At 61.4% G+C, this 17,871-nt stretch carries 18 protein-coding genes; 9 read left to right on the top strand and 9 right to left on the bottom strand.

The annotated features are described in order from the left end of the window. Positions 1–107: 107 nt before the first annotated feature. On the bottom strand, positions 108–1,091 hold the full coding sequence (locus AC1DMA_RS05890) for a LysR substrate-binding domain-containing protein (protein ID WP_478143570.1): 984 nt from the start codon (positions 1,089–1,091) through the stop codon (positions 108–110). A gap of 111 nt (positions 1,092–1,202) precedes the next feature. On the opposite strand from AC1DMA_RS05890, the gene AC1DMA_RS05885 reads away from it, so the two are divergent. Together AC1DMA_RS05885 and AC1DMA_RS05880 are read left to right on the top strand one after the other, a co-directional pair. Beyond that, a complete protein-coding gene (locus AC1DMA_RS05885; RefSeq protein ID WP_478143569.1) occupies positions 1,203–2,219 on the top strand; it encodes a polysaccharide deacetylase family protein in 1,017 nt (338 codons plus the stop codon). 15 nt (positions 2,220–2,234) lie between these two features. After that, positions 2,235–3,170, top strand: a complete 936-nt coding sequence (locus AC1DMA_RS05880; protein WP_478124187.1) for an enoyl-CoA hydratase — start codon at positions 2,235–2,237, stop codon at positions 3,168–3,170. Between the two features lie 276 nt (positions 3,171–3,446). On the opposite strand, the gene AC1DMA_RS05875 is transcribed toward AC1DMA_RS05880, so the two are convergent. The 6 genes from AC1DMA_RS05875 to AC1DMA_RS05850 form a co-directional block, all read right to left on the bottom strand. Further along, positions 3,447–4,334, bottom strand: coding sequence for a LysR family transcriptional regulator (locus AC1DMA_RS05875; RefSeq protein WP_478143568.1), 888 nt, complete (start codon positions 4,332–4,334; stop codon positions 3,447–3,449). A 101-nt stretch (positions 4,335–4,435) separates the two neighbouring features. Then, complete coding sequence (locus AC1DMA_RS05870; RefSeq protein WP_478124185.1) at positions 4,436–5,896, bottom strand: efflux transporter outer membrane subunit; 1,461 nt, start codon at positions 5,894–5,896, stop codon at positions 4,436–4,438. Further along, a complete protein-coding gene (locus AC1DMA_RS05865; protein WP_478143567.1) occupies positions 5,893–6,876 on the bottom strand; it encodes an HlyD family secretion protein in 984 nt (327 codons plus the stop codon). Before AC1DMA_RS05865 ends, AC1DMA_RS05870 begins: the two co-directional genes overlap by 4 nt. 18 nt (positions 6,877–6,894) lie before the next feature. Beyond that, positions 6,895–7,107, bottom strand: coding sequence for a DUF1656 domain-containing protein (locus AC1DMA_RS05860; RefSeq protein ID WP_478124183.1), 213 nt, complete (start codon positions 7,105–7,107; stop codon positions 6,895–6,897). Continuing rightward, positions 7,104–9,125, bottom strand: a complete 2,022-nt coding sequence (locus tag AC1DMA_RS05855; protein WP_478143566.1) for an FUSC family protein — start codon at positions 9,123–9,125, stop codon at positions 7,104–7,106. The genes AC1DMA_RS05860 and AC1DMA_RS05855 overlap by 4 nt, the downstream gene beginning before the upstream one ends. Continuing rightward, positions 9,122–9,433, bottom strand: coding sequence for a hypothetical protein (locus AC1DMA_RS05850; protein ID WP_478124181.1), 312 nt, complete (start codon positions 9,431–9,433; stop codon positions 9,122–9,124). The genes AC1DMA_RS05855 and AC1DMA_RS05850 overlap by 4 nt, the downstream gene beginning before the upstream one ends. 161 nt (positions 9,434–9,594) lie before the next feature. Between AC1DMA_RS05850 and AC1DMA_RS05845 the strand changes: the two genes are divergently transcribed. Then, entirely contained in the window at positions 9,595–10,389 is a 795-nt protein-coding gene (locus AC1DMA_RS05845; RefSeq protein WP_478143565.1) for an AraC family transcriptional regulator, read from the top strand. Positions 10,390–10,445: 56 nt separating this feature from the next. Here the strand turns inward: AC1DMA_RS05845 and AC1DMA_RS05840 are convergent, their stop codons facing one another. Both AC1DMA_RS05840 and AC1DMA_RS05835 read right to left on the bottom strand, forming a co-directional pair. Beyond that, a complete protein-coding gene (locus AC1DMA_RS05840; protein WP_478124179.1) occupies positions 10,446–11,222 on the bottom strand; it encodes an SDR family oxidoreductase in 777 nt (258 codons plus the stop codon). A 2-nt stretch (positions 11,223–11,224) separates the two neighbouring features. Beyond that, the gene (locus tag AC1DMA_RS05835) at positions 11,225–12,370 is read right to left on the bottom strand and encodes a PrpF domain-containing protein (RefSeq protein ID WP_478143564.1); all 1,146 of its coding nucleotides are present in this window, start codon (positions 12,368–12,370) and stop codon (positions 11,225–11,227) included. A gap of 187 nt (positions 12,371–12,557) precedes the next feature. Here AC1DMA_RS05835 and AC1DMA_RS05830 point away from each other — a divergent pair, with 187 nt between their 5' ends. Genes AC1DMA_RS05830 through AC1DMA_RS05805 form a run of 6 tightly spaced genes read left to right on the top strand, consistent with a single transcriptional unit; the run spans position 12,558 to position 17,808 of the window. Beyond that, positions 12,558–12,914 (top strand): Zn-ribbon domain-containing OB-fold protein, encoded by a 357-nt coding sequence (locus AC1DMA_RS05830; RefSeq protein ID WP_478143563.1) that lies wholly within the window; start codon positions 12,558–12,560, stop codon positions 12,912–12,914. 4 nt (positions 12,915–12,918) lie between these two features. Continuing rightward, positions 12,919–14,055 (top strand): thiolase family protein, encoded by a 1,137-nt coding sequence (locus AC1DMA_RS05825; RefSeq protein ID WP_478124176.1) that lies wholly within the window; start codon positions 12,919–12,921, stop codon positions 14,053–14,055. An 11-nt stretch (positions 14,056–14,066) separates the two neighbouring features. Continuing rightward, positions 14,067–14,846: an SDR family NAD(P)-dependent oxidoreductase gene (locus AC1DMA_RS05820; protein WP_478143562.1), complete on the top strand. Its 780-nt coding sequence runs from the start codon at positions 14,067–14,069 to the stop codon at positions 14,844–14,846. A gap of 26 nt (positions 14,847–14,872) precedes the next feature. Then, a complete protein-coding gene (locus AC1DMA_RS05815; RefSeq protein WP_478124174.1) occupies positions 14,873–15,826 on the top strand; it encodes a Bug family tripartite tricarboxylate transporter substrate binding protein in 954 nt (317 codons plus the stop codon). Further along, complete coding sequence (locus tag AC1DMA_RS05810; protein ID WP_478124173.1) at positions 15,784–17,022, top strand: CaiB/BaiF CoA transferase family protein; 1,239 nt, start codon at positions 15,784–15,786, stop codon at positions 17,020–17,022. Before AC1DMA_RS05815 ends, AC1DMA_RS05810 begins: the two co-directional genes overlap by 43 nt. 9 nt (positions 17,023–17,031) lie before the next feature. Continuing rightward, a complete protein-coding gene (locus tag AC1DMA_RS05805) occupies positions 17,032–17,808 on the top strand; it encodes an enoyl-CoA hydratase/isomerase family protein (protein ID WP_478143561.1) in 777 nt (258 codons plus the stop codon). Positions 17,809–17,871 lie beyond the last annotated feature (63 nt).

The following is a 17,871-nucleotide window of genomic DNA, read 5'->3' as shown; positions in this document are numbered from 1 at the left end:
TTTTTGAGGCGCATCGCCTGGGGAACCCGCATGATCGCGACGACACCTGGCGCTGGCAATTCGCCATTCGAAAAGAGCAGTTTCGAGCCGCTTAACTTGGGGGGCTCTTAGCCCGCGGAGGGCTGGCTTTCTCCATCCGCACGCAGCATCTCGACGAATATGCGGGCGAACGGTGGCAGTTCGTCCATATTCCTCACGCAAATGAACTGGGGCCGAATTGACCACTCATCTTCCAGTCGGACGATGCGAATGTTCATTGACCTGGCATGGCGCTCCGCTGGCAATTGCGTCAGCACGCCGACGCCGATTCGCGCCTGCACCATCCGGCACAGCGCTTCGAAGTTGCCAACCTGAGCTCTGAGACTGATACGGCGCCCCAATACTTCTGCCTGCTCCTGAAGAAAGACGTGCAACGTGCTGGACTGGGACAAGCCGACGTGATCAAAGTCAAGCGTGTCAGCGAAGGAGATGGAAGATCTTTCCGCCAGCGGATGATCCGCGGACACCGCCAATACCATGTGGTCGTGGCGATAGGGGATCACCTCCAGCCCGGACGTTCCGACATCTCCCAGAATCACGCCAACGTCGATCACGCCCTCGGATACGGCTCTCACAATGTCGCTTGACAACCTCTCTCGCAGATCGACACTGGTTCCCGGATTGCTGGATAAATACCGTTGGATCACCGACGGCAAGAACTCACTGGTCGCGGTGGTGCTAGCCATGATCCGCAACCGGCCACTCACCCCTTCGGTGAAGTCCACCAATTCGCCGCGCAGTTGTTCGATCTGATCAAGGATGAGCCGAGCGTGCTTGATCATGGACTGCCCCGGAACGGTGAGCGTCATGCCCTTGCTGGTCCGGTTGATCAGTCGCGCTCCCACTGATTGCTCAAGCTGCTTGATGCGATTGCTTGCCGCAGGAAGCGAAATATGAATCTGTTCCGCCGCGCGCGTTAGGCTGTTTGTATTGGCAATGCACACCATCAGCCGAAGATCCGTGATGTCGAACTGGATCACGCGCCTGAAGTGTTCCGGCGCCCTAACGTTGCCGTTCACCATGACCGCCCAGAACGGTCTACGCGACTGCATTTCGCTTCATCGACTTTCCCATGCTGAAAGTCAAGTTTCGCATTACTGAATAGACGACGACCATCATTGCTGCAATGCTCAGTAATCGCCAAATGATCGGCACGCTGCAACATGCAATCCACCACTGAGTTCAATGCGTCCCCCTTGCCCGTTTCACCATTGGGTCGGCTGAAAATTGCCATCACCGTCGACGACATGCTATTGCTGCGCGGGGTGCCGATGGCACCCGCGCACAGTGTGCCATCAAACGTGCAGGCGATTATTTCCGCATTGAAGTCGCACGGCGTTTCTGGTGTCTATCAGTTTTCCAACACGGCGCCTGTGGAGGACGATCCGGGACTGCTCAAGGTCTTCGACAAATGGGTTGAAAGCGGCCATCACGTCGCAAACCATACACACCACCACCCCCCTATCAACTGGGTCGATGCAGACGTCTACGCGCGCGACATCGAGAAGGCAGAGAAATATCTCGGTCGCTACATCAATCACGCCCCACGGCGCTGTTTCAGGTTCTGTATGGATCTATGGGGTGACACGGCCTGCAAGTGCCAGGCGATTCTGGGCCGGCTCGAGCAGATGGCCTACACACCCATACCCGTCAGCATCGGATTTCACGATATACGCTGGAACGCGGCGTACTGTCGGGTGCTCGGGCGTGGATCGGCCGAAGAGGCCGTGCATCTTCGTCAGGCCTACGTGGACAGTGCACTGCACGAACTGCGGGTACACGCCGCGAACGCTCGTGCCGTCTTTGGTCGCGACCCAGTCCATATCTGGCTGATCCACGGTACCTCCATCGCAGCGGACTGCCTCGACAGCATCCTTGCCCGCTTTCGCCATGCAGCGGTGGACTTCGTTTCGCTTGATGAAGCCATGAGCGATCCAATGAACGCAAAAGTTCCGCCTCGAGTGAGTCCCGAGTTCATCTTTCAGGTCGAGAAATGGGCACTCGCACTCGGCGTACCCGTCAACGACCGGCACCCGCTCATCCTTGAGGAAATTGAGAAATTGCACCCCCTGCCGGGCGAAATGCAGGTCGATGTCACTCTGCGAATGCGGGAGTACATCGCAGCCGCGACGGGGGCCAAGGTACAGCCCATCCCACTTTCACCTGATCAAAGACATTAAGAGGAGCCATTGGCCATGCAGTCACCGTCCTTCGATCCCCATCAATACGCCGGCGTGCGCTATGCACACTTGACGCCGGACATCGTCAACATTGCGATGTCCCGTCCAGCGGTGAGAAACGCGCAAGATATGGAAATGACCTATGCGCTCAATTCGGCCTTTGACCGTGCAGCGCAGGACGACGAGGTGAAGGTCATCATCCTTTCTGGAGATGGAGATCATTTCTCCGCTGGGCATGACATGGGTGGCGATGGGATCCGGACATGGCGTGACTTTCGCACTGTCGGCACATGGGCCGCATTCGATGGTGCTGGCGTGGAGGGACTCTACGGGCGAGAGAAGGAAATCTATCTGGAGATGTGCGAACGCTGGCGCAATCTGGCCAAACCGACCATCGCCGCGGTGCAAGGCTCTTGCGTGGCGGGCGGGCTGATGCTCGCGTGGTGCTGTGACATGATCATTGCCGCTGAGAACGCTCGGTTTCGTGATCCAACGTTGGAATTTGGTGTTGCGGGAGTCGAGTTCTTCATGCATCCATGGGAACTAGGCACGCGCAAGGCGAAAGAATGGCTGATGACCGCGGACTGGCTGAGCGCGCAAGACGCGCAACAATGCGGCATGGTCAATCAAGTGGTTCCGACGGACGCATTGATGGAGCGCTCGCTCGATTTGGCCAAGAAGGTCGCCACTAAGGGAAGCTTCGTCCTCAAAGCAGTCAAGGAATCCGTGAATCACGCCCAGGACGCAGGCGGCCGTCGTGGCGCCATGATGCATGCATTCGGCCTGCACCAACTCTCGCACCATCACAACAAGCAGCAATGGGGTATGTTGGTGGATCCGAACGGAATTCATCCGGCTCTTCGCGAGAAGATCCGGGTGCGATTCAACTTGGCGGTGTTTCCTGGCACAGACCGCCAATTGGGTTCCAACCACCCGGCTGTCGAGTCTTGACCTCCAAAGTCCTACAGATCGACCGAACCACGAGGGTGTACGGTAGCATCACCGCGTCCGCGTTATCCCACTTCAGCGCTTGCGCCACGGCGAAGCCGATGTTCTGGATCGGGGGATCCTGGATGCCGCCGGCATAGACGAGGCCCGCACTCACCCCACTTTCATCGGCGCAACGCAGCGTGCCGAACATGTCGGTCGGCATCTGTAAATGCAACATGTCGACAGAGCCGGAGTCGATCTGTCAACAGAAAATAAAGGAATGCGGCGCCGCCTGCCCTAGCCCGGATTGTCGGGTGCATCGCCCCGCATACGCACTTCCAGCAACTCCAGCAGCGCGCGCAAGGCTGCACTGTTGTGCCGGCGCTGCGAATACGCCGCGTAGAGCCAGACGTCACGCGGCATGAATTTCCTGAGTACCGGGACTAGGGTGCCACGTTCCGTGTACGGCTGAGCCAGCAACGCCGGCACACACACCGCGCCGATGCCCGCCAGTGCCGCGGCGATGAGAGTGCCTGAGTCGTTTGCATCCATGCGTCCGTAGATCGGAATGTTGTACGGACCGCCGTCGACCTCGAACGGAAGATGCGGTGTGCCCGGCGAAAGCGAGTAGGTGAGCACGTCGTGCCGTCGCATGTCGTCAGGTGTCTTGGGGATGCCGCGCTTGGCCCAGTAGCTGGGCGTGGCACAGAGAATGAGTTCCACACGTTGGAGGCGACGCACGATGAGGTTCTCATCACCGATGCGCCCGAACCTCAGGGCGATGTCGACACCTTCCTCCACGAGATCGACCACGCGATTGCCGATCTGCAGATCAATATGGACATCTGGATAGAGCGTGAGGAACTCGCTCAGCAGGCTCGGGAACTCGGTTTGCACGAGCCCGTGAAGAGCTGCAACGCGAAGACGGCCGCTTGGGTGTGAGGCATGCGCCTGCAATTCGCTCTGCGTCAACTCGACCATTTCCATCAGCGGCGCGCTGCGAAGCTGGAGCAGTCTCCCAGCATCGGTCAATGTTACCGACCGAGTTGAGCGGTTCATGAGCCGGACCTTGAAACGCCCTTCAAGGCTCGCAACATGCTTGCTCACGCTGGCCTTCGAGATGCCTAGCTTGCCCGCCGCGCGCGAGAAGCTGCCCATCTTGGCGACCTCCAGAAAGGTCTTCAAAAGATCAAGCCCTTCCATAAAGCCTCCCAGCCCGCCCGGACTTTCGCAGTGGAATTGCCACCCGCCGCCTATTTCGCCTTTGAGAAACGCTTGGGCGTGCGCTAGCGCACGGCCTTCGCGAGCACCTCATCGGCTTCCCAGCCACCTCCCAGCGCCATGAAGACGGCGACTTGATCCTCTGCCAATTGGGCAGCGGACGTTGCAAGAGCGGCTTCGTTGGCCGCCAGGGTGCGCTCTGCATCCAATGCTTCAAGCTGGCCAGTCTTGCCGTTCACATAGAGGGTGCGGGCTTGACGCGCGACGATGGCACTTTGCTCTCGGGCAGCGGAGAGCGCAGCATGACGTCCCAGCTCGCGTGCGTAGACATCGAGCGCCGTTTCCACCTCGCGCAGTGCGGTGAGCACGGTTCCGTCGAAGCGGGCAGCGGCGAGTCGCGTCGTTGCCTCTGCCTGTGCGATGCGCGCATGAGCGACCCCTGTGTTCGGCAAAGTCCAGCTGATCAATGGCCCCAGGCTGTAGCTGAGCGATTCGCGGTTGCCAACCCTTGCCAGGAAGCCAGCCGAGCCGGCCGAGAGTCCCAGCGCCACCTTGGGGTAGAGATCGGCAGTTGCGACGCCGATGCGGGCAGTGGCTGCCGCCAGACTGCGTTCGGCCTGACGAACGTCTGGTCGCCGGCGCAGGAGGGCCGTGCCATCTCCCACCGGTAGCAGTCCTGCCAAGTGCGGCGGCTGCTCACAATGGGCGACGGCCGCAGGGAAGTCGCGTGGGGCGGCGCCTGTGAGTGTCGCGAGCCGGTACAACGCGCCTTGGCGCTGAGCCTGGAGTGGCGGCAGCGCAGCACGGAGTTGTTCCAGTTGGCCTTTTGCACGTGCAATGTCGATTTCCCCAACCTTGCCCGCTTGCCGAAGGCGCTCCGAGAGTCGGATCGCTTCCTCCTGCAGACGAACCGACTCCTGCGCTGCGCGCAAGCGATAGCCGCTTGAACATGCTTGCGCATAGGCATGTGCCGTACCTCCGGCGACGCGTACGCGTACCAGGTCGGCCGCCGCCTGCGCAGCGCCGGTGCCTGCCTCAGCCGCTTCGATGGCGCGCCGCAGTTGACCGAAGAGGTCCAGCTGATAAGAGAAGGACACACCCGCGCTGTATGTGCCGTGGGTGGGTGGCTCGTAGTCGCTCTGCAGCAGACTCAAGCCCGACACGTGTCCAAACCCGGGGCCGCCACTGACCGTCACCGCCGGTCTCTCACTTCCGTGCAACTCGGCCTCCAGCGCTTGATCGCGCTCCAGGTTGGCAACGGCCTGCCGCAGGTCGGTGTTGTGTTCGAGCGCCTGTGTGACCAACGCGTCCAACTGCCGGTCGTTGTAGAGCCTCCACCAGTGCGGCGGCAGAGTCGTTTCTGCCCCATAGCCACCGGCGGACTGGAATGTGCCCGCGGAGGCGGCTTGTGCGAAAGAGAGCGGGGCGGGGGCGACATAGTCCGGCCCAACGGGCGGGTTGGCACAACCTGCGAGAAGTGCACTTGCCGCCGTGGCGGCAACCAAGAGTCGGTACATGACGTTCATCCCCGGCTTTCTGAAATCCGGGCCGTGGGCTCCGTGGTCCGAGCGGTCTCGAGTATTTCAACGGTGACCGTCTGGCCTGCTACCAGAGGGGTGCCCGAGGACGACTGATCCAGCTTGACTCGCACGGGCACGCGCTGCGCAAGCCGCACCCAGTTGAACGTGGGATTGACGCTGGGAAGCAGGTTGGCGCTGGTACTGCGGTCACGGTCAGCAATCCCCGCGGCGATGCTGTCCACGGTGCCCTCGAGCGCCGCGGCACCCATGGGCGTGACTCGCACGCGGTCGCCCTGATGAATCCGAGCCAACTTGTTTTCCTCGAAATAGCCTTCGACATAGATGGAACCCGCGTCAACCAATGCCATCACCGGGTGGCCGGCGCTCGCATAGGCGCCCTCGCGGAGGTCGAGATTGGTGACGCGGCCAGCGGTGGGTGCGCGCACCTGGGTGCGTTCCAGGTTCAACGTCGAAGTGTTCAACGTGACCTGCGCCTGCCGCAACGCTGCTTCGGCCGCTTGAAGTGCGCCTTTGGCCTGGTCTACCTTCAGCCGCGACTGCTCGCGAGCTTCCAGCGAGATCAAATCGCCCAGGTCGGAATTGCGCTTGCTCTCGCGCTGCGCCTGTGCGAGCGTGATGCGCTGGTTGCTGATCGCGATGCTCTGCGTCGTGACGGCGGCCTGGGCCTGTTCTCGCGCCAGCTCGAAGCGGGCCTTATCCACCGAGAACAGCAAGGCGCCAGCGCCAACGGACTGGTTGTCGTGCACCGCCACATTCGCGACCATGCCAGACACATCAGGCGCGACTTGCACGACATTGGCCCGCACGCGTCCGTTGCGTGTCCATGGGGCGAGTTCATAGTGGTCCCATAAGCGCCAGCCCGCCCAGCCGGCTGCGGCCACCATTAGCACGGTGACCAACAGACGAATGGCGGGTCGGACAAGACGGGAAGTCCGGATGGACAAGGAGAGGGCGTCAGATTTCATAGGTGGAACCGGTCCGGTTTAAGGCGAGGTGGCGATTGCGCCAGTGAGATGAACCAAGGCGTAGAGCACCAGGACGTACAGCGAAAGATCAAACAGGGCTGGGTGCCAGATCCATCGGTAAGCACCGACGGTGGCCAGCAGGCGGCGCGTTGCCCAGGAACACGGAAGCGCGCCGCCTGCCAGCAGTAAAAGCCAGGGCAATTCCACGCCAAAAAAGTTGACTTCAATCATGGTTGGAGCGCGAGGGGAGCTGTTGGAAAGAGGTTGCGTCGAAGACCCACGAGTGCCGCGATGGCAGGCCGCTCGGCATCCGCCATCAGGGCATCAAGCAACAGCCGATCGATATGCGGCAGCAGCGATGCATGACGCAGAGGCGCTCCTGCTACCTGGGCGCGGAAGACGAGGACCAATTGCTTGAAAAGGCGGCTGACAGGTTCTCCCGGAAGGCGCCCGCGATGCCGCTGCAGCGCGACGATGTCCGCCCCTAAGCGCAACTCGCGCAGTGCGCGGTGTGCGGCAAGCTGGACCTCTTCGGGACCGTCAGGCGCGACGCGCGGCGCCAATAGCGAGATCCTGTCGAGCATGCGGCCGGCGTAGGCGTCGTGGTCGAACGGGTTTGGAGGAAGAGCAGCCAGATGGGCAAGATCGTTCCAGGTCGCACGTCGTATGCGCGCGGCAGTCCAGTCACGACCCACGCTGCGCATGACAGCGGTGACGCGGGCCGCGATCACCGCACCCACAAACAAAGCTAGGTTGGAACTGATGAAGCTCACCAAATCGGCGGTGGCCGTGTCTTGGAGGGCGAGCGTTCCGGCGACACCGAAGAACATGCCGAGGGCCGCCAAGGAACTCGCCGGCCGTGCCATGTAACACCCGACCACCAAAAATAGAGGCGCGATGCACAGCACCAGCATGCCGAAGTCATGTACCAGTGGCATGACCCCCAAGAGATAAAAGGCGGACACGGGCAACGACCACAACAGCGCCGTGATGAACTTGTGCATGGCAGGCGCCGGATCGTCCATCGTGGCGAAGAAGCTGCAAAAGACTGCAGCGCCCATGGCCATGGCGGATCCCGCGGGCCAGCCCGTCGCGATCCACAGAGCACACGATATGCAGGTGCCCAACACCGCAGTGATAGCCGATCGCAGCGCGAGTCCTCTGTCCAGGTGAAGCACCCTGCGACCCAGAGATGCGGTGCGCCGCAATGGCGCCGGGTTCCCGGCAATGCCAGCGTCGATATCGTTGCGCAGCGTGATGCAGGCAGCCCAGTGCGCGACCAGGTCCTCCAGGCGGGTTGCCAAATCAATCCGCAGCGCGCGGACCCAGAGGGAAGCGGCCGGACCGTCCGCGATGGCACGAAAGGCGGCGCGTGCTTCGCCCACTTGTGCGCCTGTCGCGCTCGGGTTCAGCCAGCTTGAGTGCCCCACGAAAGCCGAGCCGATGTCATCCGGCACTCCCCCCGTGGCGGTGCACAGCGCTTCCAGGCGATCCTCTACCGCCGACAGCACCGGGGTTAGGCCGGCGATGCGGTCTTGCAGGGTGTCGATGGCGCCCCCTGCCCAGCGCAGGTTGGTGGTGTCAAAGGGTATATGTGTGGACAGCAGACGCAGTTGTGTGATGTCCAGAGCCAGCCGCTGGCGGTCCACTGCAATACGTTCGTCCTTTGCTTCCTTCGGTGACTCGCGTAGCAGGTCAGTGAGCCATAGGCGCGTATCGCCAAGTGCTCGATCCATCACGCCAAGCAAGGAAGGGCCCAAGCCTGCAGGAAGCGCGATGCTGTGGACCAAGCTGGCACACAGGATTCCCAGCCCGATTTCAGTGACCCGTGCGACAGCCGTGTCGAACATCGCCGCGGGGGCTTCCACCAACGGGAACCCGATCAAGGCGGCTGAGTAGCCGGCCAGCATGAAGACGTAGGAACGCGCGCTTCGGTCCAGCAGCGAAAAATAGAGGCACAGTCCCACCCACAGCGCCAAGGCCAGCGACAGGAACTCTGGGGCACCAGACAGCGAGGGGACAAGTACCACGGTCGCTGCGCAACCGAGCAACGTGCCCAAAAACCGATAAAGAGCTTTGGAGCGCACATGGCTGGCAAGAGGGTGGGCCACGATGTAGGCGGTCATCATGGCCCAGAAGGGCCGAGGTAGCCCGAGGCGGCTGGACAGGTAAAGCGCAAGCATGGCTGCGACGAAGCTCTTGAGAGAAAAGAGCAACTCCTGTCGAGAGAAACGAGGCAGCGTGCTCATGCTGCGTCGCCCTGAGGGCCGGTGCGGGCATGCTTCAACAAGAAGCGGGAACGCGAGAGCAAACCGGAGACGGTGATGCTGACGACATCGCGAAGCCATTGGTGGGCGAGGCAGGCCAGCTGTGTCAGATCGCGCGCCGGAATCGTTGGACACAGCGGCATGTCGAAGCGCTGCAGGAGAGAATCCTTGAGTGCTTCGCTGGTGGCGTTGCATGATCGACGCACCACGCCAATCAGCACAAGGCCGATGAAAAGGATGAAGAGTGACCGGGCCGATACCGTCTCATCCTTGTTGCGAATCATTATCATGTATCGATGCTATCGACTGGCCACCGAGCCGAGAATTGCAAACTTGGACGAACGATTTCTCTTTTCGGTCATCGTTGAGGCGGCGCGTGCATTGGCAACAATGAGGAGCCCGCATAGGCAGACATAAGCCGGGTGGCGGGAGCAACACCAACTTTCTCAATATGCGAAGAGCAGAATTCGGTGAGCCAGGTCTGGACTACGAACCGTCAGTACCCGTGATGGCACTGCGCGTCGATGTGGCGGCGCGCGAGCGAGAGATCCCTGTTCACGAGCACCGGTCTGGCCAGCTCGTGATCGCACTGCGCGGTGCCGTCTCTTGTGATGTGCCCGGTGCCCTATGGATGGTCCCGCCTCAGGCGGGTGTGTGGATTCCGGGCGGCACGCCACACAGCAACCGAGGGACGGCGAACGCGCTGATCTTCTACCTCTTCGTGGAACCTGGCGCTGCCCCTTTGCCTGCCAGTTGCTGCACCTTGCGCATCAGCCCGATGCTCAGCGAGATGATTCAGTACCTCGCAGGATTGCCGCCCTTCTATGAAGCTGGCGGGCCCACCGATCGACTGGCGCAGGTGCTGCTTGACCAACTGTGCGCGATGCCCAGGGAAGAAATGTTCCTGCCGATGCCCGAGGACGCAAGGCTTAGAAAGATTTCAACGGCCATGATGCTCGATCCCTCCGATCGCAGGACCCAGACGAATTGGGCAAGCGAACTGGGCATGAGCGATCGAACGTTGAATCGACTCTGCACCTCGTTGACAGGCCTGAGCTTTGGACGCTGGCGACGCCAGCTGCAGATGATCGTGGCGCTTCGGGAGCTGTCCGGCGGCGCGACTGTCCAGCAAGTCGCCTATGACCTGGGCTATGAGTCGCCCTCTGCGTTCAATACGATGTTCAAGAAGGCTTTTGGAAAGCCACCCGCCACCTACATCAACGACCGCTTTCGAGTCGGTGCATGACACGTGGTTTCAGGTCAGCGCGTCGCCGGAAGCCAGCGGCCATCCAATAGACACACTCACCTGTAGGCTCGGGCGTGGGTCACACCACCGTCTACCACCAGCGTGGAGCCCATCACATAGTCACCTGCACGCGACGCCAGGAATATCGCCGCGCCCGCGATGTCCTCTGAAGTGCCGATGCGTCTGGCGGGTATGTACTCGGACAGTTCGTCCCCGCGGTCGCGCGCGTTTCGGTTCATCTCGGATGGAAACGCACCAGGTGCAATGGCGCTGACCGCGATGTTGTCCTGCGCCAGGCGCAGCGCCATCCGCCGTGTCAGGTGGATCAAGCCCGCCTTGCTGGCTACGTAGGAATAGTTCTCCTGAGGATTGAGCGCGATCCCATCCGTGGAGGCAATGTTGATGATCTTTGCCACACGCGCCTTGGCCGCGGCGCGCAGCGGCTCGGACAGCGCCTTCGTCAAAAAGAAGGGCGTTTTCAGATTGAGATCGACCACCTTGTCCCAGCCGCTTTCGGGGAAAGCATCAAAGTCTTCCCCCCAGGCAGCGCCAGCGTTGTTGACCAGGATATCCAGCGCGGGTTCATGCTGAGCGTAGGCAGCGGCCAGAGCCTGGCAACCCGCGACCGTGGACACGTCATAGGGCAGTGAGACGCAGTGGCCGTTCTTCGACAGCTCTGCAGCCGCCAAATCGCACGCTGCAGCTTTGCGCGCGCTGATGTAGACGCGTGCACCCCGGCCCAAGAATCCTTCGGCGATCATGCGGCCTATGCCCCGTGAGCCACCGGTGACAAGCGCTGTGCGGCCTTGCAGAGAAAAAAGATCTTGCGTCATCGTCAGCCCACGTCGAGAAGGGCTCGCCTCACATAGGCCGTTCCATCCAGCAAGCGCCGAGCAGTTCGAGTGAAGTGCACTTCACGGACCGTCCACTCGTCGTCRGCAGAGCGAGCCACATTCGCAAAAATCCCGATCACACCACTTGGGTGCCCGATGCGGATGCGCGTCGGGCCGGCATGAGTTCCTCGCGCCTCAGCCGGAATCGTCCCCGCGATCTGCGCCGCCACGGAAAGGCAGACCGAGCCACCGCCAGGAAAGGCCTTGTGCATCGCCCCGCCATTGAGAACCATGCGCGCAACGAAGTCGATCTCCGACGACTTGACGATTCGATCGCTGCCGATGGTCCGATAGTCTTGCGGTGCGCCGATGAGGATCTGATAGGGCGTGAGGGTCCCTGACTCTGGCAAGTTGCAACGATTGGCGGCCCAGCGCCTGACTTCCTCGGCCATCTCGTAGATGGCAGGACTGAGCTGACCGGGAAGTTCCGTGCCGGTAACGCCCAGATCCGCCGCGCGGATGAAGACACACGCCGTGCCCACATCGACGATCGAGACGGGTATCTCACGACCGAGCTTTGAGACGTAGACCGAATCGCGTGCCTGCCCGGTGGGCAACAGCCTGCCCGTCGTGGCGCCGCTGGTGCCGGAGTAGTCCAACGCGACTTCAGCGCCCTTGGCGGGCACCCCATCCACTTCGCTGTCACCTTCCACGCGCGGCTCGCCGTCCGCACATTGCACCACCATGCGCAGGATCTTGCCGGTGTTGGTGTTGTGCACTCGAACGGTGGTGGAGGGTTCTTGCACAGGAATCAATTGCTCCTGCAGCGCGTAGACCCCCGTGGCCGATGAAATGTTGCCGCAGACGATCTCGAAGCTCACGCTTGGCTGATCGATCCCGATCTGCACAAAGGTGTAGTCGATGTCTGCGTCAGGGTGTGACGGAGGGCCAATGATTGCGCATTTGCTCGTGAGGATGTCGGCTCCGCCAAGCCCATCGATCTGGCGCACATCGGGGCTGCCGAACAGAGCCAGTAGAAATCGCTGCAGCGATTCCGGCTCCGACGGCACATCACGCTGTGCGAGGAAAACCGCCTTGCTTGTGCCGCCGCGCATCAAGGTGACCGGAACGCGAATTTGTTCTTTCATTCATTCAGTATCCGCGTGCACACGGTGGCCGTCATTGCAGTTTGGCTGCTGTCGGTTTAGCAGGACTACACGTTCCAATCTTTTAGAAATGCTAAAGAGTGCCCAGTAGAAATCCAATGACTGGCCGAGCCTGGGTCACCACACTACCTGTTGCCGTGGCAATTGCCACCGGAACAGGAGACACCTTTTGAAGATCATCAAGCGTACGGATTCCCACTTCCGTGAAACCCCTGGCGGCATGTTGCTTGTTGCCACTCAGGCAGGCGGGCAGCCTCCTCAATTCCCACCGATCGAATTCGTTCAAGACAACCAGCAGATCGAGGAAGTCGAACTCGGACCGACCGGGTCTCTCTACAGCTTCACTGTGGTGCACCCCGGCAAAGACAAGCCGGCGTACTGCCTGGCGATGGTCGACTTCGAGCCGGGCGTTCGCGCCTTCGGTCGGCTCTTGTTCGATGGAAGCCCACCTGCGATCGAAAGCCGCGTGCGTGTGGTGCCTTTCGCGTTGCCCGACGGCACGCCCGATTACGCCTTCCAGGAGTGATGCCATGAACCTGCCATTGATCACCGGCGTTGGAATCACCGATTTTGGCCGCTTTCCGGAATTGACTGAGGAGGCGATGGTTCAATCGGCCATTCTCGACGCCTTGGAAGATGCTCGCACGCAGCTTTCCGACGTACAGGCGTTCTACTGCGGCAACGCGCTCGGGGCCACGTTGCCGGGGCAGCGTGCACTGCGTGAACTGCATCCCAACGGGGGCGCGGTCTACAACGTGGACAACGCCTGCTCAAGCGGAGCGACCGCACTGAATCTCGCACTGCAGGCGCTCAAGGCCGGGCAGTACGACACCGTACTGGTCTTCGGAATGGATCATCTGAGCAGTCTCGGAGGCGGGCCATTGCAGCTCAGCCAGAAGGACTGGAACAACAGGCGCGGCATGATCATGCCGGCCTTGTACGCCATGCGCGCTCGGCGATACATGCACGATCAGGGTCTCAAGCTCGAGACGCTGGCGGATATCTCCGTGAAGAACCGCATGCACGGTGTTCTCAACCCCATCGCCAAGTTTGCAAAGCTGGCGACCCGCGAGGAGATTCTTGCGTCCCGCCCAGTGGCCGAGCCGCTCACGCTGCTGCAGTGCTGTCCCGCCGTGGTTGACGGTGCAGCGGCCCTCGTGCTCAGCACCAAGCCCTCAAGGGGCGTTGCAAAGCCGGTTCGGGTCCTGGCGTCCGTGGTGCAGTCCGGGTTGTTCGAAACCACGCCGGTGGACATGACGGAGGCCGAAATCACGGCGCGTGCCGCCAAGCTGGCCTATGAGCAGGCCGGTGTGGGGCCGCAGGATCTCAGCCTGCTGGAAGTGCACGACGCGTTCACCATTTCCGAGCTGCTCTACTACGAGGCACTCGGCCTTTGTGATCGCGGCGATGCGGCAGGTCTTTTGCAAAGCGGTGCGACCACCTTGGGCGGGCGCGTGCCTGTTAACCCGAGTGGCGGCCTCCTGGCCAAGGGACACCCTCCTGGAGCGACCGGTGTTGCGCAGATCGTAGAGGTCTGCGAACAACTGCAGGGCCGCGCGGGAGCGCGCCAAGTACAGGGAGCGCGGATAGGCCTCACGCAAGTGACTGGCGGCGGCATCTGGGGCATGGACCATGCCGCTTGCTCAATCCACATTCTCTCGCTCTGAACGGGACCGGTATGAACCAGACCAACATCACCACGCCGGCCACGCTGGAAGGCCTTGTCGCCATTGTCACCGGCGGTGCGAAAGGCATTGGCCTCGGCATAGCTCGCTCTCTGGCTCAGGCTGGTTGCCGCATCATGCTCTGGGATCTTGACGAGGTGGCGCTGCGTCAAGCAGAGCAAGTTCTTGCCAGTGAGGGTGCCCATGTCAAGACCTTTGCGGTCAATGTGAGTTCTGTTGAACAAGTAGAAGCCACGGTCGCTCAGCTCGTTGCATCCTATGGTCGCATCGATATTCTGGTGAACAACGCTGGCATCGGCGGCGACAAGCTCGTGTCCAAGATGGACCTGGATTTTTGGAGACGAGTGATCGAGGTGAATCTCAACTCCCAGTTCATCTGCTCAAAGGCGGTTCTGGCCCACATGGCGGAAAAGAAGTTCGGCCGCATTATCAACATCGGGTCTCGTGCATGGTTGGGCAATCGCGGCCAAGCAGCTTATTCCGCTTCCAAAGGTGCCGTCGTCAGCCTGACCCGTTCCTTGGCGCTGGAGTACGCACGCAAGGGCATTACGGTGAACGCTATCGCGCCTGGCATTGTTGAGACACCACTGTTCGCAACGCTGGCCGAGGACGTTCAGCAGAGTCTCCGCAGATCGGTGCCGATGGAGCGCATCGGCCAGCCGGACGACATAGCTCGCGCTGTCCGGTTCTTTGCCGAACCCGGCTCAAGTTACGTGACGGGGCAGCTTCTGTACGTCTGCGGCGGGCGCAGCCTCAGCAGCCCATCCGTCTGAGATCCGGCAGCCAGAGCATCTATGTCATGAAACGCAGGACATTCGTCAGCATCGCGGCGACTGCCGGATCGTTCGCATTCGCACAGGAATATCCGGCGCGACCGCTTCGGCTTCTCGTTCCTTATACGCCCGGGGGCGGCACCGACACCGTAGTGCGCATCGTCATGAAGAAGATCGGTGAGCAGTTGGGCCAAGCGGTCATCGTGGAGAACAAGCCCGGCGCGGGCGGTGCAATAGCGTACGCCGAGCTCTTGCGCAACAAGCCCGACGGATACACGTTGACCACCGGCAGCGGAAACGTCGCGCTGCTGAACCTTCTCAACAATAAATTGCCATTTGATGCCGCAACCGACCTCATTCAGGTGGCTCCATTGGCGAGTGTGCCGATTGCCCTGATTGCGAGCAAAAAGCTTCCGGTTGAGAACATGGCAGAGCTAATAGCTCACGCCAAACAGAATCCAGGGATGAGCTATGGAACGCCTGGCCCTACGACCCCCCAACATCTTGCGGGCGTGCTGCTCGGCTCCATGGCTGGATTGAAGCTGACCCACGTCGGCTACCGGGGCACTGCGCAGGCTGTTCAGGATGTGATAGGCGGCCATCTGCCGCTTGCAATCATCGGTCTGTCCACAGCCATTCCGTTCTCACACGGTGGCCAGGTGAAAGTGCTGGGTGTGGGCAGCGTCAAACGATCCGAACTGGCGCCCGAGATTCCGACGATCGCCGAGGGTGGAATCAAGGGATATGACGCGAGCTATTGGTACGACATCTGTGTGGCGAAAGGCGTGCCGCAGACGGTCGTCAACAGGCTGCATGCAGAGATCACAAAGGCATCGCAAAGCCCCGATGTTCGGGCGACGCTCACAGCAGCCGGGTTCGAACCGATGGTAGTGACACAAGCGGAGTACCAAAGCATGTTGCGGGCTGAGCGCGCGAAGTGGGAGCCGGTGATCCGCGCCAACAATATCCGGATGGAGTGAAGAAGGTGCTAGCTAATGCATTAGAGGGGCTGAAAGTCATCGACTTCACTCAAGTCATGGCAGGACCTACATGCACGCTGTGCTTGGCTGACGTCGGCGCCGATGTCATCAAGGTTGAGAGTCCTGTCGGCGATCTTTCTCGAGCGCTCTCACCCTGGGTTCATGGCGAGGGCGTCCCTTTCCTGGCCCTGAATCGCAACAAGCGCAGCATCGTGCTTGATCTCAAGCAGGCCACTCACAGGCAAGCGGCGCTACAGCTGGTCGAGCAGGCGGACGTCTTGGTGGAGAGCTTCCGTCCGGGGGTGATGAAACGCCTGGGGCTTGACTACGCCACAGTGGCTGCGGCAAATCCGCGGCTGATCTACTGCTCGGTCTCCGCGTACGGTCAGCTTGGAGCTGCAAAGGACCTGCCTGGTGTCGACGGCGTGCTGCAGGCCGTCAGTGGCCTCATGAGCGTCACCGGCGCGCCCGATGGAGAGCCGTGCAAGGTTCCTGTGCCGGTTGTCGATCTTGTCACGGGGTCGTTCGCGACCATCTCGATCCTGGCTGCTCTGGCGGATCGCCAACGCACGGGCTTGGGCCAACACGTGGAAGCAAGCATGTTCGCCAGCGCCATCGCGCTACAGCATGTCAGTTTCGCGTCCTATTTCGCCGACGGTCATGTGCCGGGCCCTCAGGGAAACGCGGCGCCGTATTCGACGCCAAACGAGGCCTTGCGTTGTGCCGACGGTTGGATCATGGTGGCGGCATATCACCCTGCGCGATGGCAGGCCTTGTGTGCCGCAATCGGTGCGCCGGAGCTTGCATCTGACCCGCGTTTCGCCGAGAACAAGAGTCGGTTGCAGCACCGCGAGACTCTGTTGCGCCTGCTTGAAGCACGCATGCTCGCTCATCCTCGTGCCTTCTGGCTCGAGCAGTTCGCGGCCGTGGACATCATCTGCGGTCCCATCAACAACTATGCCGAAGTAACGCAGTCCGCGCCGTTCGTCGAAGCAGCGCTCACAGAGACCTTGCTTCACCCGGTCGCAGGTGCGTTGACGATGCCACGAAGCGTGATGGGTGCGGTTGGCGAGCGGCCTCAGGCGCGACGGGCTGCTCCAACACTCGGACAGCACACCCGTGAGGTGCTTGACGAACTCGGGATGCCGCCAGCAAACATCGAGGCGGTCATTGCCGCCAGCTTTCCCCCGAACTGAAACAAATCCATGCCCATCGACAAAACAGTCCAGGGTGGCGTCGCCATCGTCACCCTCAATCGGCCCGAAGCCATGAATTCCATCGATCCGGAGTCCAACGAGCGGTTGCTCGAGATCTGGGAGGAGGTCTCGGGCGACGAGGAAATCCGCGTACTCGTCCTGACCGGCGCGGGCGAGCGTGCGTTCTGCACAGGTGCGGACCTCAAGAAAACAATGCCTCCCGCCGACAGCGCAGCTCGGCAGGTCTTTCGCGCCGGCACCCGGCATGTCAATTTCGGCACGCTGCAGACCGACAAGCCCGTCATCGCTGCGATCAATGGATATGCCCTCGGCGGCGGACTTGAACTGGCTTTGCTTGCGGACATCCGGATCTGTTCTGAAAACGCGCAGTTCGGCTTGCCGGAAGTGCGAGTCGGCAGCATCCCAGGCGCCGGCGGCACGCAACGCCTGATCCGCGCAGTGGGGCAGTCGGACGCAATGCGAATGCTGCTCACGGGCGAACGCATCGATGCCAGCGAGGCGTTGCGGATCGGGTTGGTCAGCAAGGTGGTTCCGCTTTCCGCGCTGCAGGAAACGGCTATGAACCTCGCACGAGCAATGGCCGCCAATGCGCCGTTGGCGATGACGGCCGCCAAGCGGCTGGCGATGACGGGACGGGAGCTGCCGCTTGCCGGCGGGCTCGAACTGGAACGCCAGGCCTTTGGCGTCCTCAGGGATAGCGAGGACCGACTGGAGGGGCGCCGAGCCTTCGCTGAAAAGCGCGCTCCGGTTTTCCGGGGTCGCTGACTTGGCTCGCAAAGAGGGCAAGAGGCGTCGGTCGCTCTGCGCTCGAATATTTCGAGCGGCCTC

Source organism: Variovorax sp. 05N34, from assembly GCF_056397405.1.
The sequence above is the reverse complement of the archived record's forward strand: the minus strand, read 5'-3'. Positions and strand labels throughout refer to the sequence as shown.

Excerpts from the sequence above, each read along its gene's own strand:
- AC1DMA_RS05890 (WP_478143570.1), bottom strand. The coding sequence starts at position 1,091 with ATGCAGTCGCGTAGACCGTTCTGGGCGGTCATGGTGAACGGCAACGTT.
- AC1DMA_RS05885 (WP_478143569.1), top strand. The coding sequence starts at position 1,203 with ATGCAATCCACCACTGAGTTCAATGCGTCCCCCTTGCCCGTTTCACCA.
- AC1DMA_RS05880 (WP_478124187.1), top strand. The coding sequence starts at position 2,235 with ATGCAGTCACCGTCCTTCGATCCCCATCAATACGCCGGCGTGCGCTAT.
- AC1DMA_RS05870 (WP_478124185.1), bottom strand. The coding sequence starts at position 5,896 with ATGAACGTCATGTACCGACTCTTGGTTGCCGCCACGGCGGCAAGTGCA.
- AC1DMA_RS05865 (WP_478143567.1), bottom strand. The coding sequence starts at position 6,876 with ATGAAATCTGACGCCCTCTCCTTGTCCATCCGGACTTCCCGTCTTGTC.
- AC1DMA_RS05860 (WP_478124183.1), bottom strand. The coding sequence starts at position 7,107 with ATGATTGAAGTCAACTTTTTTGGCGTGGAATTGCCCTGGCTTTTACTG.
- AC1DMA_RS05855 (WP_478143566.1), bottom strand. The coding sequence starts at position 9,125 with ATGAGCACGCTGCCTCGTTTCTCTCGACAGGAGTTGCTCTTTTCTCTC.
- AC1DMA_RS05850 (WP_478124181.1), bottom strand. The coding sequence starts at position 9,433 with ATGATAATGATTCGCAACAAGGATGAGACGGTATCGGCCCGGTCACTC.
- AC1DMA_RS05845 (WP_478143565.1), top strand. The coding sequence starts at position 9,595 with ATGCGAAGAGCAGAATTCGGTGAGCCAGGTCTGGACTACGAACCGTCA.
- AC1DMA_RS05840 (WP_478124179.1), bottom strand. The coding sequence starts at position 11,222 with ATGACGCAAGATCTTTTTTCTCTGCAAGGCCGCACAGCGCTTGTCACC.
- AC1DMA_RS05825 (WP_478124176.1), top strand. The coding sequence starts at position 12,919 with ATGAACCTGCCATTGATCACCGGCGTTGGAATCACCGATTTTGGCCGC.
- AC1DMA_RS05820 (WP_478143562.1), top strand. The coding sequence starts at position 14,067 with ATGAACCAGACCAACATCACCACGCCGGCCACGCTGGAAGGCCTTGTC.
- AC1DMA_RS05815 (WP_478124174.1), top strand. The coding sequence starts at position 14,873 with ATGAAACGCAGGACATTCGTCAGCATCGCGGCGACTGCCGGATCGTTC.
- AC1DMA_RS05805 (WP_478143561.1), top strand. The coding sequence starts at position 17,032 with ATGCCCATCGACAAAACAGTCCAGGGTGGCGTCGCCATCGTCACCCTC.